This window comes from Limnohabitans sp. 2KL-1, from assembly GCF_003063435.1.
Taxonomy (GTDB): Bacteria; Pseudomonadota; Gammaproteobacteria; order Burkholderiales; family Burkholderiaceae_C; genus Limnohabitans_A.
The window spans coordinates 61235-78824 of sequence record NZ_NESL01000001.1 but is presented as its reverse complement, the minus strand read 5'-3'; the positions used below and the strand labels follow the sequence as shown (position 1 = coordinate 78824).

The following is a 17590-nucleotide window of genomic DNA, read 5'->3' as shown; positions in this document are numbered from 1 at the left end:
ATGATCGGCGCAAGGAACACAAGCATGCACAACCTGATCGATCCCGCCATCCTCTTTTTCATCTTTGGTGTGCTGGCAGGCACCGTCAAATCCAACCTCGAAATCCCGCCCGCCATCTCCCGCTTTTTGTCGCTGTACCTGTTGATGGCCCTGGGTCTGAAGGGCGGTTTTGCGCTGTCGCAGTCGGGCCTAACGGCCAGCGTGGGCATCAGCCTGGCCGCCGCGGTGTTGCTGGCCATCGTCATCCCGCTCATCGGTTACGCCGTACTGCGCCGCTTTGTCTCGGGTTTTGACGCAGCGGCCGTGGCCGCCACATATGGCTCGGTGAGCGCGGTGACCTTTGTCACGGCCGTGCAAACGCTGGAAAACCAGGGCGTGCCTTATGGCGGACACATGGCTGCAGCCATGGCCTTGATGGAGTCGCCCGCCATCATCTTGGCGGTGGTGCTGGCCAATTCATTGCGGCAAAAACAGGCCTCGGGCGTGGTGCTGCAAGCGGGCGGCGGGGCCGCACTGGGTGGGCCTGCCACGCCTCATGGCGCGTCGGTGGGCAAGATCCTGCACGAGTCCTTCACGGATGGCGCGCAGTTGCTGCTCTTGGGGGCCATGGTCATCGGCCTGGTCACGGGCGAAGCGGGCAAAGAGGCGATGGCCCCCTTTTCGGTGGACCTTTTCAAAGGCATGCTGGCCTTCTTCCTGCTCGACATGGGCTTGATGGCGGCGCGCAACCTGCCACAAGTCAAGGGCCAGTCGCCCATGCTGATCGCTTACGCGGTGATCGGGCCGCTGGTGCATGCTGCGTTGGCCCTGGGCCTGGCCTTCCTCTTGCAACTGAGCGCAGGCGATGGCGCCTTGCTCATGGTGCTGGCGGCCAGTGCGTCCTACATCGCCGTGCCCGCCGTGCTCCGCACCGCCTTGCCCGAGGCCAAACCCGCGCTGTATTTCGGGCTGAGCCTGGGCTTGACCTTTCCCTTGAACATCGTGCTGGGCATCCCGGTCTATTTGGCGGTAGCGCAAGCCATTCTGGCCTGACGGACAGGGGCTTGCCGCCCTGGGTGTCGCAACAAGGCCCTAGACCGAACGCATCAAACCGCCATCCACACGGATGTTCTGGCCTGTGATGTAGGCAGCACCTTGTGACGCCAAAAAGGCGATGGTCGCGGCCACCTCTTCACTGGTGCCGTAGCGCTGCATGGGCACGCTTTCGCGGCGCTCTTCTTTGGCGGGCAAGCTGTCGATCCAGCCGGGCAAGACATTGTTCATGCGCACATTGTGCGAAGCGTGTTCGTCAGCAAACAGTTTGGTGAAAGCGGCCAGGCCTGCGCGTGCCACCGCCGAGGTCGGGAACATCGCGCTGGGCTCAACCACCCAGGCGCTGGAGATGTTGACGATGGCCCCCGCTTTTTGCTGGACCATGATGGGCGTCACCAAACGCACGGCGCGCACCACGTTCAGAAAATACATGTCCAGGCCCAAATGCCACTGCGCATCGGTCAGCTCCAGCACCGGGCCCTTGGGGCCGTGGCCCGCGCTGTTGACCAACACGTCGATGCGGCCCCAGCGCGCCATGGTTTGATCGACCAGCTTTTGCAGGTCTTCGCTCGACTGGTTGGAGCCTGTCAGCCCCAAGCCGCCCAACTCGCGGCCCAGCGCCTCGCCCTTGCCGGACGAAGACAAGACCGCCACCTGAAAGCCATCTTGCGCCAGCTTGCGTGCTGCAGCTGCGCCCATGCCGCTGCCGCCCCCCACCACCATTGCCACCTTGTTGCCCATGTGTTGCTCCTTTGTCTTGTGGTCAGGGTCGTTGCCCCCCAGCACCTGGCCCCGGGCTGAGTCACGACCTTGAATGCACTGTACCCAAAGGCAGGCCATGTCACTGTCACCCGCGATGGCCTGCCGCGCTAAAGTCGGGCCTGAATGCCACTTATTTGCGCCATCCATGACACTCGCCCACACCCCCGACACCGCACAACAAGCGCTTGAACGCGTACAACACGCGTGGAGCCAGGCCGCCGCATCATGGGACGTCGACGCGCTGGCCGCGCTCTACACCGAAGACGCCTTGTTCATGGGCGGTCGACCCGGGCACCAGATCGGCCGAACAGCCATCCGCGACTATTTCGCGTCCTACACCGGCACCATCCTGTCGGCCAGCCTGACACTGAGCGACTTTTCAGCGCAACAGATCGACCCCGGCTGCGTGATGGGCCAGGGTTTCGTGAACTTCAAGTTTCACCTGAAGGGCGATGAACACACGACCTCGCGCTTGCGCGGCGCTTGGGTGCTGCAAGCGCATGCCGAGGGCTGGCGCATCCGCCTGCACCATTTCTCCACCGAGCCTGTGCAGCCACCTTTGGGGTCATCGCGCTGAAGGCTTGTGGGCAAACCCTTGGAAGCCGGGCGTTGTTCAGGGCTTGAGGGACGGGGCTGAAACCAGCTCGCTTTGCTGGGTGCCCGCACCAAACGGGCTCTTGGCGGTGCGTTTCAAATCGGTCTTGACAAATACGCCTTGGTCAAAATTGATCCAGTAGGTTTCTTCGTTGCCGATGTTTGTGCTGCAAACGATCTTGAAGGCATCGAAGGTGCCTGCCTTGACCGTCACTTTTTCATGGCTTTGCACCGTGCAGCTCAGGTCATAGGGCAAGGTTTCACCCTGAGCCCCAAAAGTCATGCGGTAAGCCTTGACCCAGGATTTGCCCACTGTGATGGGGTACTCGAATCCCAACGGCGGGTCCCAGCGCGTGAGGGTTCGGCCATCCCGACCCACGATGGCGATCCAGTGGCCTGTCGGCGTGATGACGGTGTTGATGCCTTGTGAATTGACGAGCGTCATGACCGGCCGCCCTTGCCAGATCCCGTCGCCCCGGGTGATGCGCAACACCATGTCCTTGCCATAGCTGCCGGTGTTGCGCTGGGCCACCTCCCAACTCGCACCCGCGGTTGGCGCCCGCCAACGCTCTGCGCGAGGCCCCCAAACGGCGCAAGCCGTAACGGTCAAGGCCACGGCCAGCCCAGCGAATGGGGTGCGGTGCGTGCGCAGGTCAACGGGTTTCATGTGACACCTCCGACGATGAGGGGGCGAAGTTAGGGACCCCATGAGGAATGTGACCTGCCAGAGCGCATTTGACAAGGCCACGAAGCACCACTTTGTGACCAAGATCAAATTTTGTGACGCGTTTTTTCAGCCAGGGAAATGCCCCACGCTGCCATGTGAGATGGATCACCCTCGAAATGAGGGTCTGTGTTCGCGTGCACGGAACGAAGGCATCGCGCGGGCACACCCCGTTATCACGGGGCATTCACCACCCGCCCGGCGATGTCATCCACTACGCGTCAACTTCCTGTAAATGCGTGCCGACCATTGCCCCAGATCGTCCAGGTAGGTGAACACCACCGGGATCACCAGCAAGCTGAGCACCGTGCTGGTGAGCAAGCCGCCGATCACCGCAATCGCCATGGGTGAGCGGAAACTCGCATCGGCCGCGCCCCAGCCCACCGCAATCGGCAGCATGCCAGCGCCCATGGCAATCGTCGTCATGATGATGGGGCGTGCACGTTTGTGGCAAGCGTCCAAAATCGCATCCCAACGGCTCATGCCAGGCACGGCGGGATGGTCATCGGTCGCGGGATGACCACGCCGCGCCTCAATCGCGTACTCCACCAGCAAGATCGAATTTTTGGTGGCGATGCCCATGAGCATGATCAAGCCGATCAGCGAAGGCATCGAGAAGCTCTTTTGCGCGATCAGCAGGCCCACAAACGCGCCACCCAGCGACAGCGGCAGCGCCGCCAAAATCGTGATGGGGTGCAAGAAGCCTTTGAACAGCAGCACCAGCACGATGTAGATGCACAGCACACCGATCATCATGGCCAGGCCAAAGCTGGCAAAGAGTTCGCCCATGACTTCGGCGTCGCCCACTTCCACCACCTTCACGCCCAATGGCAAGCTTTGCAGGGCAGGCAGCTTTTGCACTGCCGCCGTCACGTCGCCTAAGGGCATGCCTGAGAGTTCGATCTCGAAGTTGATGTTGCGCTGGCGGTCATAACGGTCAATCACCGCCGGGCCGCCCGCCACCTCGATGCTGGCCACCTGACCCAGCATGACGGGGCCACGGCTGCCGGGCACCATCAGGCGCTCAAGCGTGGCCAGGTCTTGCCGGGACTCGTCACCCAACTTGACGACGATGGGCACCTGCCGCTCTGACAAATTGAGCTTGGGCAGGGCCGCGTCGTAGTCGCCCAAAGTGGCCACACGCAAGGTGTCGCTGATGGCCGCGCTGGTCACGCCCAAATCGGCGGCTTTGGCAAAGTCGGGGCGCACCGCGATCTCGGGGCGCACCAGGCTGGCCGTCGATGCAATTGAGCCCAGGCCTTGGATGGTGCGCAGGTCACGCTCCACGGCCATGGCGGCGGTTTGCAGGGCCTGCGGGTCTTCGCCGGTGAGCACCAGCACGTATTTCTCGCCCGAGCCGCCCAGTCCCACCTTGCTGCGCACACCGGGCAGCTGTTGCAACGCGGTGCGGATGTCGTTTTCAATCGCTTGCTTGCGCGGGCGTGTGCCGCGCTCACTCAACTGAATGGTGAGCGTGGCCTTGCGCACCTCGGCCGCGCCACCGCCCGCAAACGGGTCACTGCCAGCGCTGCCGCCACCGATGGTGGTGTAGACGCTTTTCACGTCGTTCACCGTCATGAGCAGCTTGCGGGCGTGTTCGGCGCTGGCCTGGGTTTGGGCAAGCGTAGAGCCAGGGGGCAGCTCCACATAGACCTGGGTTTGCGAGTTGTCGTCCGGTGGAATGAAGCCCTTGGGCAACAAAGGCACCAGCATGATGGAGCCGATGAAAAACAAGGTAGCCAGGACCATGGTGACCAGGCGATGCTTCATGCACCAGGTGGCCCACACCATGTAGCGCTTGAGCCAGCCCGGCTCGTGCGCGGCCGTGACGATGGGCTTCAAGATGTAAGCGGCCATCATGGGGGTGAGCACCCGCGCCACCACCAGCGAAGCGAACACCGCCAGCGACGCGGTCCAGCCAAACTGTTTGAAGAACTTGCCCGGAATGCCGCTCATGAATGCCGTGGGCAAAAACACCGCAATCAAGGTGAAGGTGGTGGCGATCACGGCCAGCCCAATCTCGTCGGCCGCTTCCATCGCCGCTTGGTAAGGCGACTTGCCCATGCGCAAATGGCGCACGATGTTTTCCACCTCGACAATCGCATCGTCCACCAGCACGCCAATCACCAAAGACAGCGCGAGCAAGGTCACCACGTTGATGGAAAAGCCCAGATACGCCATGCCGATGAAGGCCGGAATGACCGACAGGGGCAGCGCCACTGCGGTGACAAAGGTGGCGCGCCAGTCTCGCAAGAACAGCCACACCACCAGCACCGCCAAAATCGCACCTTCGTACAGCAACACCAAGGAGCCGTCGTATTCCTCTTCCACGGGGGTCACGAAGTCAAAGGATTCGGTGATCTCGATGTCCGGGTTTTGCAAGCGGTATTCGGCCAGCGCCTGGCGCACCAAACGGCCCACGGCCACCTCGCTCTCGCCTTTGCTGCGCACCACCTCAAAACCGACCACGGGCACACCGTTGAGGCTGGCTGCTGAGCGGGCATCGGCCAGCGTGTCACTCACCGTGGCCACTTGGTCCAACCGAACACGGCCACCACGCGATGTGGCCAACTCGATCTGGCCCACCTCTTGCGCCGTTTTGACAGTGGCCAAGGTGCGCACAGGTTGCTCTCCCGCGCCCAGCGCCATGCGCCCGCCCGAGCCTTCTTGCTGTACCTGCTTGAGTTGGCGCGAGACTTCGGCCGCCGTGATGCCCAGCGATTGCAAACGGTTCACATCGAGCGCCACACGCACTTCACGCGTCACGCCGCCCACGCGGTTGACGGCACCCACACCGCGCAACGACAAAAGCTTGCGGGTGATGTCTTTGTCCACCAACCACGACAAGGCCTCGTCGTCCATGCGCGATGAGCGCACGGTGTAGGCCAACACGGGCGAGCCGGCCAGGTTGAGCTTTTGCACCACCGGGTCACGCAGGTCACCCGGCAAGTCGGCCCGCACACCCTGGATGGCCGAGCGCACATCGTCCACCGCTTCTTGGGTGGGCTTTTCCATGCGGAACTCGGCGGTGATGGACACCACACCGTCTTGCACCTTGGTGGTGATGTGCTTCAAGCCTTGCAGCGGGGCCAGCGCGTTTTCGAGTTTGCGGGCCACATCGGTTTCAAGCTGCGAGGGCGCGACACCGGGCAGGCTGGCGGTGACCGAGATGGTGGGCACATCCAGGTCCGGAAAGTTTTGCACCTTCATGGACCCAAAGGCGATGAAGCCCGCCACCGTCAGCAGCACAAAGAGCATGACGGCCGGGATCGGGTTGCGGATCGACCAAGAAGAAACGTTGATCATGGCGTGTCTTTACTTGGCAGCGGGCTGGGTCGTGGACGCGGCAGCCTCCACCACGCGCACCGTGTCGCCGTGGTTCAGGAACGCACCGCCACTGGCCACCACCCGCGCATCGGCTTTCAGGCCGCTGGTCACCTCCACACGGCCTGCGCTTTGGCGTCCGGTTTGCACCTTGAGTTGGCTGACTTTTTGGTCCGCCCCCACGGTGTAGACATAGCTGAAACCATCGCGCACCACCACCGCGCTTTGAGGCACGGTCAGCGCCTGGCTCTGGCCCAGCGCGATCTCGCCTTGGGCGTACATGCCTGCGCGGGCGCTGCCGGTTTGCGCGGGCAAGTCCACATACACCAGTGCGTTGCGGGTTTGCGCATCGACCGAGGGCGCGACCATGCGCACCTTGCCTTGCAGCAACTGGCCGCTGGCCGCTTTGACTTGCACGGGCGCACCGACCTGGATGCGGCCGATCTCGGCCGCGGTCACTTCAGCCCGCCACTCGATGCGGCCCTGGCGAATCAAGCGGAACAACTCGGTGCCTGCACCCACCACACTGCCCACCGAGGCCTGCCGGGCTGAGATGATGCCCGCATCGGGCGCACGCACCTGGGTTTGCGACAGGCGCACGTTTTGCAGCTGCACCATGGCGCGGGCGGACTGCACGCGGGCCACGGACGAAGCCTCTGCAGCCAGCGCTTGGCTCAATTGCGCGTTGCTGAAAAAGCCTTGCTGCTGCAGGCTGCGGGCACGTTCGGCCTGGGCTTTGGCTTCCTGCGCACTGGCGGTGGCTTCGGCCAGGGCGGCTTCGGCTTGCGCCAGCTCGGCCCGCAGCGTGTCGGCCTGCAAGACTGCCAGCACGTCGCCGCGCTGCACGCGGTCGCCCACATTCACCCGCACCTCACTGATCTTCAGACCATTGGCTTCCGCGCCAATGACGGCCTCTTGCCAAGCGGCCAGGTTGCCGTTGGCTGAAATGCGCTGCGCCAGGTTTTGGCTTTGGGGGGCGACAGTGGTCACTGTCAGTGTCGCTTTGGCAGGCCCCGGGGGTGCTTGGTCAGCAGCCCCTGCACCCCATATGACCGTCATGCTGGCCATGACCCCGAACCACCATCCCATTTTTTTCATGCCGCTTCTCTTCACTGACCGCCTCATTGGCGTATGGTGAGTTTAGCGATATGAAAATTCCGACCGGCAAGGTGGAAATGAGATATGGCTCAGTGGCTCATGTCAAAACTTGTAATCCATTTTGACGCGCAGGTTGCGACCCAGATAGTTGGCATAACGGGTATCCACACCGAGCAGGACATTGACCTGCATGGCCATCCTTAAAGGCGGCAAACGGTTGGTCAGATTGACCACGCTGGCACTCAGCTGCCATTGGGGCTTGATTTGCCATCGACTTGCAACATCCAATGTCCAGTAACCCGGTACACGGCCTGTGTAATCCAGCTGCTGACCGTCCGCGTCGATCAACACCGTTTTTTCTTGTTCGCCCGACCTGTAATGCAACGATGCACCGCCGGTCCAATCCGCACGCTCAAGTTGCGAACTCAAGGTCCATTGGTTGCGCGCCACAGTCGTTGTCCACCCATCACCCGACCGCGCCACGTTGGACAACATGGCACCCGTCACCGCATCCTGGTTGACGGACTTGAGCATGTGAGTTCCTCTGAGCGTCACCCTCAAACGTCCGATGTCTGTAGGCTGGCGGATCTGCACGTCATAATCCAGGCCGCGCTGTATGCTTTTGCCCAGGTTCTGATTGGGCTGCAATATTTCTCCATCCACCACGTAGCGCAATCTGTTTTCCGGATTGTCCAGAATTTGGCGGACTGACAAAACGCCAAAAATATCCTGGATGTTCAGTTGCCACAAATCTGCCCCCATGGTCAGGCGTTGGTCGGGCTCAAACCTCATGCCCCAAGTGGTTTGCATGGATCTTTCGGGTTTTAACAGCGGATTTCCTTGATTGGCAACAGCCAACCAATCGTTGGTGACATAGTCGAAGGTATCGTAAATCTTGGTTTTATTGGGCAGCAATTGCCCCAGGCTGGGTGCCCTGAAACCCGTTCCCAGTGAGCCTCTGAACAGCCACGATCTGTGGGGTTTCCATTTCCATCCGGCTTTGCCCGTCTGGACACTGCCAAAGTCTGAATACTGGTCATGGCGCAAGGCGGCGGTGATTTCACTGTCGGGCCCAACGGGCGCTGTGATTTCAAGGTGCGTGGCCCAATTCGAGCGCCGTGCATCAAAGTTGGGACGGTAACTCCTCTGGTAAGCCTCACTCGCATTGTTGTATACGGGTGCCTCATAAAAAACAGCTTCGCGTCTCACATCCAGGCCCACACCCACGCCCACCGGACCATTTTCCGTCTCCATCCATTCTCGGCTTGCCAGAAAATTAAAACTGTCCAACTGCGTCCAGCCTGTGTCCATGACCCGCTTCTCAGTTCTTCTGTACGGTTCTATCGCCGACAGGTTAGCGGCTGAGTATTGCGCTGGCTCCTGACCGATGACCTCTGGCGGCAGAGACAAAGTAGTCAAACGGCTCAGCAACAACCCTTCTGTATACGATCGCACGACATGGTGCTTGCCCGATGACACCGAAGTCACAAAATCCCAGCCCGACTGCTCACCCCTCAAGCCCAGCACGGCGTTATGGATTCGGTTGGCGTATTTTTGCTTTACCAATTGCAATGGAACGATGTCCAGTAAATATTGGCGGGACCCGTCTTCATTGGGCACATCCTTGGACCAGTAGGACCCATTGGGGACGGTGATCTGGTCGTATCGGCCAACCAGCCCTTCTGCAAACAACACCCATCGGTTGTTCAACACTTTGTCGCCCTGAACGTAGAGCAGTTGCTTGTCGGTTTTGGGGTACAGCGTCATGTTCCCCTGGGTGTTTTTGTCACATTCCCCTCTGTACAACTCGTACCAACCCGTTTCGCATTGACCCGTTCGTAAAAAGTAGTCGTTGCGCAGCACACCCTGTGCATCCCGGTAATTTTTGGCAGGCGCGCTGTATTGACCGTAGTTGGCTTTTTGCCACCACGTGTTGCCGTCGATCTGCAACGAACGTGCGCCTTGGCTTGACACCTCACGGTGTTTGGCCAGCACAGCCTCTGTCGTCTCGGCCACAAAGTAGGCGCGCAAGTTGTAACCATCACGTTGCAAACGCCCTTTTCCCCACGACAAATTCACCGATTGATTGAGACCATGACCGCCTTGTGGGAGGGTCCCCCCGACTTGGATGCCGACGCCTTGTTGTTCTGATTTGGTGATGATGTTGATCACACCGGCCACGGCATCCGAACCATATCGGCTGGACGCCCCATCGGTGAGGATTTCGATTTTTTCAACGGCCACCAAGGGCACGAAGTTCAGGTCCACCACCGCACGTTCACCCACGATCGTCTGGCTGCCGTAATAGGGCAATCGTCGGCCATTGAGCAAAACCAGGGTCCCGCTCTGGTTGCCGTGGATCGCGGCCGTTTCGGGGCCACCGGACAAAGTTCCCGTCACAGAGCCCAACTCAGAAAAATTGCTCATGACAGGCAAGCGCTGAATCAATTCGACCAAGTTTGTCGCGCCACTGCGTTCAATTTCCCGCCGATCAATGATCTGCAAGGGCAGCGCCTGCTTCGCTTCTTTGGCCAGAATGGCAGAGCCCGTGATCTCTACCCTTTCAAACTGGCGGTATTCAAGCGGGGTGTCCACGACTTGCACGGGAGGGTAAGTCTTGTCGGCCAAAGCCTCGGATGTGATCGGCTTGTCCTGATCGGAAGCCGTGGTTTGTGCCATGGCCTGGTTCCAGGGGGTCAGTATCAAACTCACGCCAAGGGCCGTTACTTTGGCCCAAGGCCGGGTATGCCGTAGAAAGGATTGCTTCATGGGTTTCACCCTTGGGCCAAAGGCCATCTAGATGGAAGGAAGGGATGGGTTCAGAACATTTCCAATTTCTGGAAATTCATCGAATCCATGTTCAAAAACGGTGATATTAATACTTTTATGCTCAATTGATGCAGCAACCGTCCAGAGCCCTTCGCCTAAGCTCCCACCCTCCAGGCCCCAAAAACCCACACAAACAACACATCTCCCGGGAAAACGCGTGTTTTCTGCGGCGCTGCAAGAGCTGCACGCCGCACATTGACCCCAATAGCGTCGGGGTCTTCAGCCCATCACCCACCGCCACAGCGCCAGCACCGCATCGCGCTCCACGGCCAGCGTGGCCGGGTCCACCTGGGTGGGTTCTTCGTTCAGGCGGGCGCGGTGTTGCAGGCGGCGCATTTCGCGGTAGGCATTGGCCGCTGCCTGGCCCACGCCCGCTGGCAACAGTCCGGCTGTTTCGGCGCGTTGCAACAAGGCGATGTTGCCCACGTTGTCGGCCAGCGCCGGGTGGGCGGCGGTGTGCAGCAGCACCAAATACTGCACGGCAAACTCGGCGTCCACCATGCCACCGGGGCTGTGCTTCACGTCAAAGTGCCCGGCCTTGACCGGGTGGGCTTCGCGCACGCGCTCACGCATGGTGGTGATTTCGGCTTTCAGGCTGGCCGCATCACGCGGCGCGCAAATCACGGCGCGGCGCACCGCGTCAAAGCGCGTGGCCAGCGTGTCCAGACCCATCGCAAAGCGGGCCCGCGTCATGGCCTGGTGCTCCCAGGTCCAGGCGGTGTTGCTGCCGCGTTGCTCCTGGTAGTCGGCGTAGGCCTCAAAGCGGGTGACCAGCAGGCCCGAATTGCCGTTGGGGCGCAGCGCGGTGTCGATCTCGTACAGATCGCCTTCGCTGGTTTTGACCGTCATCCAGTTGATCAGCTTGCGCACAAAGGCGGCATAGACCTCTTGGGCCCGCTCGTCTTCGTCGTCATAAACAAACACGATGTCCAGATCGCTGCCGTAGCCCAGTTCCTTGCCGCCGAGCTTGCCGTAGGCGATCACGGCAAAGCGGGGTTCGTCGCGGTGGCGGGTTTTCAGGCGGCTCCAGCACCAGCGGGCGGTCACGCGCAGCACCGCATCGGCCAGCGCGCTCAGGTCGTCGGCCACTTGCTCCACGGTGAGCACGCCTTCCACGTCACGCGCCAGCGTGCGGAACTGCTCGGCATGGTGGGCGCGGCGCAGCAAATCGAGCAGGCTTTCTTCGTCGTCCTCGCCGGTGCGCTTGAGTGCGCTCAGGCGGGCTTCGAGTTCGCCCTCAAATTCTGCCGGGTCAAAACGGCTGTCAAACAGGTTGCCCCCGGCCAGCTCATCGATCACGCCGGGGTGCTGCACCAGATAGCGTGCTGGCCAGCGGGCCGCACCCAGCAGGCGCAGCAGGCGCTCGTGCACCGAAGGGCGCTCCAGCAGCAGCGACAGGTAAATCTCGCGGCGCAGAAGCGGCTCGATCCAGTCGGCCATGCGCAGCACGGCGGTGTCGGTGATGCGGCCTTCGGTCAGCCACTGCGCGGTGCGCTGCAACAGGCGCATCAGACGCCCGCGAGACTCGTCGCGCAGCGCCTGCACCACCGGGTTGTCGGCCCACAGGGCCAGGCGCTCGCGCACCGCGCCCGTGAAGTCGCCCAGCACCTTGTCCAGCTCAGCGTGTTCCCGGCCGTTTTGCCCGTTCTTGCCGTTACAGCCTTTGCACTCGCGGTCGCCGCCCAGCAAGGTGTCGAACTCCTGTGCCACCAGTTCACGGTGCGCGTCGAGTTCGCTCAAAAAGCTGCAGGTGTTGTCATGGCCCAGCGTCTGGGCAATCCAAGCCAGGTCGTCGTCGCGGGTCGGCAGCACATGGGTTTGCTGGTCGTCCAGGTACTGGATGCGGTGTTCCACCTGTCGCAAAAACACATAGGCCGCACTCAAGGCGTCGGCCGTGGCCTGTGGCATGAGCCCGGCCTTGGCCACGCGCTGCAGCGCGTCCAACGTGGGGCGGGTGCGCAGTTCGGGAAACTGCCCGCCGCGCACCACCTGCAAGAGTTGCACCGTGAATTCGATCTCGCGAATACCGCCGCGCGAGAGTTTCACGTCGTTGGCGCGTTCGGGGTGGCCCGCGCTGCGCTTGGACGCATGGTCTCGGATTTGCTGGTGCAAGGTGCGCAGCGACTCGAACACGTTGTAGTCCAGATAGCGGCGGAACACGAAAGGCAGCACCACGCCGCGCAAGGCCTGGGCTGAGCCGTTGACCACCGCGCTGCGGGGCGCAACCACGCGGCTTTTCATCCAGGCAAAACGCTCCCATTCGCGGCCTTGCACCAGCAAATACTCTTCCAGTGCGTCGAGCGAGACCACGCTCGGGCCAGAGTTGCCATTGGGGCGCAGCGCCAGGTCCACCCGGAACACAAAGCCGTGTTCGGTGGTGTCGCCAATCAGGGCGTACATGCGCTTGACGGCGCGGCTGAAGTACTCCTGGCACGAAACCTTGTTGCGGCCCTCGCTGTTGCCCAGCGTTTCGCCGTTTTCGTCGTACACATAAATCAGATCGATGTCGCTGGACACATTGAGCTCACGGGCACCCAGTTTGCCCATGCCAACGATCCACATTTCGGCACGCTGACCGTCGGGCTTGGTCGGCACGCCGTGCAAGGCATCCAGATCGCGGGTGACTTGCTGCCAGGCCATGTCAAGCGTGACTTCGGCCAACCAGGTCATGCCATGGGTGACGGCCTGCAGCGAAGCTTGCCGGGTGCAGTCCAGGTGGGCCAGACGCTCCAGGGTGAGTTGGCGCAACACGCGCAAGGCGGCGCCGGTGTCCAGGCCCGTGGCCTGCAGGGCGATAAAACACGAATTCAGGCTGTCACGGGTGGGGGCACCGGGGGGCAGCAAAGGCAACACATCGGCATAGCGGCGGTGCAGGCGCTGTACAAAACGCGAATAGGCGGGCAATTCGGGCGGGATGGCAGCGGGGGCAAGAGGGATTTCATCCATGGGCTGGCTGCGGGTCATAATTCCTGCTTACTTTCTGGTTCTAACGTTTGTGCTGTCTTCGCCCGCTGCGCCCCTGCTCATGACCTGGCTGACCCGACTCGCACGGGCAGTTTTATGGGGCTTGCTGATCGCCGGACTGTTGCTGGGCATGGCTTGGGCATGCTTGCATTTTTGGATTGTGCCGCGAATCAGTGAGTTTCGCCCTGCGCTGGAAAGCCTGGCCCGTCAATCCCTGGGTGTTCCGGTGCGCATTGGCGTGCTGTCAGCGCGATCAACCGGCTGGATACCGTCTTTCGAGCTGCGTGAGATCGAATTGCTGGACAAACAAGGCCGACCGGCCTTGCTTTTGCCCAAGGTGGTGGTCGCCATCAGCCTGCGCTCGGTGCTGCAGCTGCGGCTGGACCAGTTGGTGCTGGACACGCCCGAGCTGGATGTGCGTCTGAACGCCGATGGCCGGTGGCAAGTGGCCGGACTCGATTGGCCGCAGACACCCCAGGGCGATTCGACCGCCGCAGACTGGTTGTTTTCGCAACGCGAAGTGGTGATTCGGGGCGGCACTTTGCACTGGCATGACGAATCCAACCGCCATTTTGTGGTGCCGGGGCCCGGTGCAGCCGCTGCTGACACGGCGCTGTCCTTGCGCGATGTGGACGTGGTGATGCGCAATTCGGCCCGTCGCCATGACCTTCGGCTGGACGCCACGCCGCCGCCTGGGTGGGGCGATCGGTTTGTGGTGATGGGCAAGTTCAGGCGCAGCCTGCTGTCGGTTCATGCCGGACGTTGGCGTGATTGGTCGGGCCAGGCCTATGCCTTATTCCCGCACATCGACATGGCGCAACTGCACATGCGTGCACAGCCGCATGTGCCCACCACGCTGACCTCTGGCCTCGATCTGACGCAGGGTCAAGGGGCTTTGCGTCTATGGACGGATGTGGACAAGGGTCAATGGCGCGGCGGTGTCGCGGATGTGGCCCTGAAGGCGCTGCACCTGCGGTTGGGACCGCAAAGCCCGGCTTGGGTACTGCAGCACCTGACGGGCCGCCTGGGTGTTCAAGTGCGCCCCGACGGTTTTTTGGTGTCTACGCGTGGGCTGGCTTTTGTGACCGATCAGGGCCTGGTCTGGCCCGGCGGCAATCTGGCGCTGGACTACACCCATGCGCAAGGCCTCCGGGCGGCCAAAGGCCATCTGCAAGCCGATCAACTGGACCTGCAAGCACTGCGTGAGCTGACACTGCGCTGGCCTGCAGCGCAAGCGCTGCACCCAGCCTTGCAGACGCACGAGGTCGCAGGTCGGGTGAGCTCTTTGCAAATGCGCTGGCAAGGCCATGGGTTCCCCCCCGAAAAATACGACCTCCAGGCCAGCGTTCAAGGCTTGAATTGGTTGCCTCAAGCCCCTGTCACCACCGCTTTGCCGCCATCTTTTTCACCAGCCATGCCAGGCGTGCGCGGGGCAGACCTGAAGGTCGACATGAACGAGGCCACAGGCCGGTTGACATTGCAGATGGACAAGGGCAGCGCTTTGTGGTTCCCGGGCGTGCTCTCACCGGCTGAAGTGCCTGTGCACAGCGTGCAAGCCCGTTTGCGGTGGGAACGCGAGACGCACGCCCAAGGCACACACTGGCGTGTGCCGCAATGGCACCTGAAACTGGCCAATGCCGATTTGCAAGGCGAATGGCACGGTCAATGGCAGGCCTTGCCGGGCGGCGCAGGCCCGGGTGTGCTGGACCTGCAGGGCAGCATCACACGCGCCGATGTCACGGCCGCGCACCGCTACCTGCCCCTGAGCTTGCCCGAATCGGTTCGGCATTACGTGCGCGATGCGCTGGTGAAAGGACAGTATTCGGACGTCAAGGTCAAAGTGCAGGGCAACTTGTCCAAACTGCCTTTTGCCCACCCAGAAGAAGGCGAATTCCGGTTTTCTGGTCGACTCAAGGATGTGTCATACGACATGATGCCCGCGTCTTTCATGTCCAAGGGGGCTGTTCCCTGGCCGCGTTTACAGGGTTTACAAGGACAACTCACGTTTGACCGCTTGGGCATGAAACTCACCGATGCCACAGCGCGAACGGGTGACGCCAGCAATGGGTTTGTGCTGAGCGCACCGATGACCGAAATCGCTGACATGGCCCACCAACCCCTCCTGCAAGTGAGCGCCGAGAGCCGGGCCAGTGCCCCGCAGGTGCTGAACTTGATCCGGCAATCCCCACTGAACGCCATGTTGTCAGGCGTGCTGCAAGAGGCCCAAGGGACGGGCCCGCTGCAAACCCGCTTCAAGTTGAACGTACCCTTGCTGACACCAGAAAGCACGCAGGTACAAGGCAGCGTGCAATTCAATGGCAACGATCTGCGCATCACATCGGCCACCCCTTGGCTGGAAAAAATCCAGGGCACGCTGCAGTTCCATGAAGGGGGTTTTGGCGTCAACAAATTACAGGCCCAGATGTTGGGCGGCCCGGTACAGATCGAGGGGGGCCTGCGCGCCACAGGGTCGCACGCCGGAGCGGCTGCAGCTTCGGGCACCGTTGCGGCATCGGGGGCCGAGCCTGCGGTTCTTTTTCATGCACAAGGGCGAGTGAGCGCGACCGCCTTGCGCGCCGCACGCGAGTTTTTCCCGATAGATGGCCTGGCACAGCACGCTGGCGGGTCCACGGCCTACAGCGCACGGCTGGGCTGGCAACAAGGCCAGCCCGATCTGAGCCTGCAAAGCACACTGGAAGGCTTGTCTTTGCAGCTGCCTGCCCCTTTGGGCAAAACAACCAACAGCGCCATGCCCTTGTCCATTCGCATCCAGCCACAAGGTGACCCACCCGGGCTGCAAGACCAGATTCAGGTGACCTTGGGTGATGTCGCGCGGGTTCACTATGTGCGCGATGTATCGGGGGCCACACCCCGGGTCTTGCGTGGCAGCTTGAGTCTGGGTGTGGCGGGCGAAAAATTGCCGACACTGTCCGAAACCGGGGTCACCGCCAACGTGGTGATGGACCGACTGTCCCTGGACGAATGGCGAGACTTGGTGCCTGCGCTCGCATCCTCGACCAGCCCGGGTCATCCAGCCGCCGCTTGGTCAGCCTACCTGCCAACGCGCATCGGCCTGAAAGCCAACACCTTGACCGCTGAAGACCGCACCTTGCACCAGGTGGTGGCCGGTGGCACCCGCGATGGCAGCCAGTGGCAAGCCAACATCGACGCGCAAGAACTGAGCGGGTATTTTACTTTTCGGCCATCCCTGAACAATCCGCCCGGCCAATTGTTCGCTCGCCTGAGCCGGCTCAACCTGCCGCCGTCCAGTGCGGCCGAAGTGGAAACCTTGCTCGAAACCCCATCGGCAAAATTGCCGGCACTGGACATCGTGGTCGACGAACTGGAGCTGCGCGGCAAGAAACTCGGTCGCATCGAGATCGAAGCCATCAACACCGACACCCCCGCGCCCTACAGCCCGAACACCGCTGAATGGCAGCTTAAAAAATTCAACATTCAGTTGCCCGAAGGCAGCTTGCGCAGCACGGGCCGGTGGCTGGCCGCACGCGAAGGCAGTCCCTTGCGTAAAACGGAAATGAACTTCGTGCTGGACGTGAACGATGCCGGGGCCCTGCTGACGCGCCTGGGCACCCCGGATGCCTTGCGCAACGGCACCGGCAAACTCGAAGGCACCGTGAGCTGGCAGGGCTCACCCCTGAGCCTGCATTACCCCAGCATGAATGGCCACTTTGAGGTGAACATGGGCAAAGGCCAGTTTCTGAAAGCCGATGCCGGTGCCGCCAAACTGCTGGGGGTGCTGAGTCTGCAGGCCTTGCCCAGGCGCTTGTTGCTTGACTTTCGGGACGTCTTTTCCGATGGCTTTGCCTTTGATTCGGTACACGGCGATGTGACCATCGTGCACGGCATGGCAAGCACGCGGAACCTTCAAATCAAGGGGGTCAATGCCGTGGTTCAACTCGACGGGTCGGCCAACCTGGCCCAAGAAACGCAAAGGTTGCGGGCGGTGATTTTGCCCGTGGTGGACGCCGGCACGGCCTCATTGTTGGCTGGACTTGCGCTTAACCCGATGGTGGGTTTGACCACTTTTTTGGCGCAATGGTTGTTGCAAAACCCCCTGTCACAAGCATCCACGCAGGAATTCATGATCGATGGCAGCTGGACAGACCCGCGGGTCACACGCATCGACAAACGCGCCACACCCGGACCGAGCAGCGGGCCAGCTTCTTCGCCTTGATGCGCGGTCGTGGCCCATGACCTGAGCGGGTATTGCTCACCACCACGCTCGCTCGCCCAATGCAAAAT

Annotated in this window: 9 protein-coding genes; 3 read left to right on the top strand and 6 right to left on the bottom strand. The window is 61.7% G+C overall.

Translation table 11 applies throughout. From position 1 onward, the window contains the following. The first annotated feature begins 24 nt into the window (after positions 1-24). Positions 25-1032, top strand: a complete 1008-nt coding sequence (locus tag B9Z47_RS00335; RefSeq protein WP_108329288.1) for a sodium-dependent bicarbonate transport family permease — start codon at positions 25-27, stop codon at positions 1030-1032. A 39-nt stretch (positions 1033-1071) separates the two neighbouring features. Here B9Z47_RS00335 and B9Z47_RS00330 read toward each other — a convergent pair whose 3' ends face one another. After that, positions 1072-1773, bottom strand: coding sequence for an SDR family oxidoreductase (locus tag B9Z47_RS00330; RefSeq protein WP_108329998.1), 702 nt, complete (start codon positions 1771-1773; stop codon positions 1072-1074). Between the two features lie 166 nt (positions 1774-1939). Here B9Z47_RS00330 and B9Z47_RS00325 point away from each other — a divergent pair, with 166 nt between their 5' ends. Further along, positions 1940-2371, top strand: coding sequence for an SgcJ/EcaC family oxidoreductase (locus tag B9Z47_RS00325; protein ID WP_108329287.1), 432 nt, complete (start codon positions 1940-1942; stop codon positions 2369-2371). A 36-nt stretch (positions 2372-2407) separates the two neighbouring features. Here the strand turns inward: B9Z47_RS00325 and B9Z47_RS00320 are convergent, their stop codons facing one another. From B9Z47_RS00320 to glnE, 5 genes are all read right to left on the bottom strand, one after another. Further along, a complete protein-coding gene (locus tag B9Z47_RS00320; RefSeq protein ID WP_108329286.1) occupies positions 2408-3055 on the bottom strand; it encodes a hypothetical protein in 648 nt (215 codons plus the stop codon). A 264-nt stretch (positions 3056-3319) separates the two neighbouring features. Then, a complete protein-coding gene (locus B9Z47_RS00315) occupies positions 3320-6415 on the bottom strand; it encodes an efflux RND transporter permease subunit (RefSeq protein WP_108329997.1) in 3096 nt (1031 codons plus the stop codon). Positions 6416-6427: 12 nt separating this feature from the next. Then, positions 6428-7534, bottom strand: a complete 1107-nt coding sequence (locus B9Z47_RS00310; RefSeq protein WP_233253597.1) for an efflux RND transporter periplasmic adaptor subunit — start codon at positions 7532-7534, stop codon at positions 6428-6430. 102 nt (positions 7535-7636) lie between these two features. Next, complete coding sequence (locus B9Z47_RS19085; protein ID WP_158271591.1) at positions 7637-10303, bottom strand: TonB-dependent siderophore receptor; 2667 nt, start codon at positions 10301-10303, stop codon at positions 7637-7639. A gap of 279 nt (positions 10304-10582) precedes the next feature. Further along, complete coding sequence (gene glnE / locus B9Z47_RS00300) at positions 10583-13309, bottom strand: bifunctional [glutamate--ammonia ligase]-adenylyl-L-tyrosine phosphorylase/[glutamate--ammonia-ligase] adenylyltransferase (RefSeq protein WP_233253596.1); 2727 nt, start codon at positions 13307-13309, stop codon at positions 10583-10585. A gap of 79 nt (positions 13310-13388) precedes the next feature. Here glnE and B9Z47_RS00295 point away from each other — a divergent pair, with 79 nt between their 5' ends. After that, positions 13389-17522, top strand: a complete 4134-nt coding sequence (locus tag B9Z47_RS00295; RefSeq protein WP_108329995.1) for a YhdP family protein — start codon at positions 13389-13391, stop codon at positions 17520-17522. The last annotated feature ends 68 nt before the right edge of the window (positions 17523-17590 follow it).

Bases quoted from the DNA above. Each gene is read 5' to 3' on its own strand.
- B9Z47_RS00335 (WP_108329288.1), top strand. From the start codon at position 25: ATGCACAACCTGATCGATCCCGCCATCCTCTTTTTCATCTTTGGTGTG.
- B9Z47_RS00330 (WP_108329998.1), bottom strand. From the start codon at position 1,773: ATGGGCAACAAGGTGGCAATGGTGGTGGGGGGCGGCAGCGGCATGGGC.
- B9Z47_RS00325 (WP_108329287.1), top strand. From the start codon at position 1,940: ATGACACTCGCCCACACCCCCGACACCGCACAACAAGCGCTTGAACGC.
- B9Z47_RS00320 (WP_108329286.1), bottom strand. From the start codon at position 3,055: ATGAAACCCGTTGACCTGCGCACGCACCGCACCCCATTCGCTGGGCTG.
- B9Z47_RS00310 (WP_233253597.1), bottom strand. From the start codon at position 7,534: ATGAAAAAAATGGGATGGTGGTTCGGGGTCATGGCCAGCATGACGGTC.
- B9Z47_RS19085 (WP_158271591.1), bottom strand. From the start codon at position 10,303: ATGAAGCAATCCTTTCTACGGCATACCCGGCCTTGGGCCAAAGTAACG.
- glnE (WP_233253596.1), bottom strand. From the start codon at position 13,309: ATGGATGAAATCCCTCTTGCCCCCGCTGCCATCCCGCCCGAATTGCCC.
- B9Z47_RS00295 (WP_108329995.1), top strand. From the start codon at position 13,389: ATGACCTGGCTGACCCGACTCGCACGGGCAGTTTTATGGGGCTTGCTG.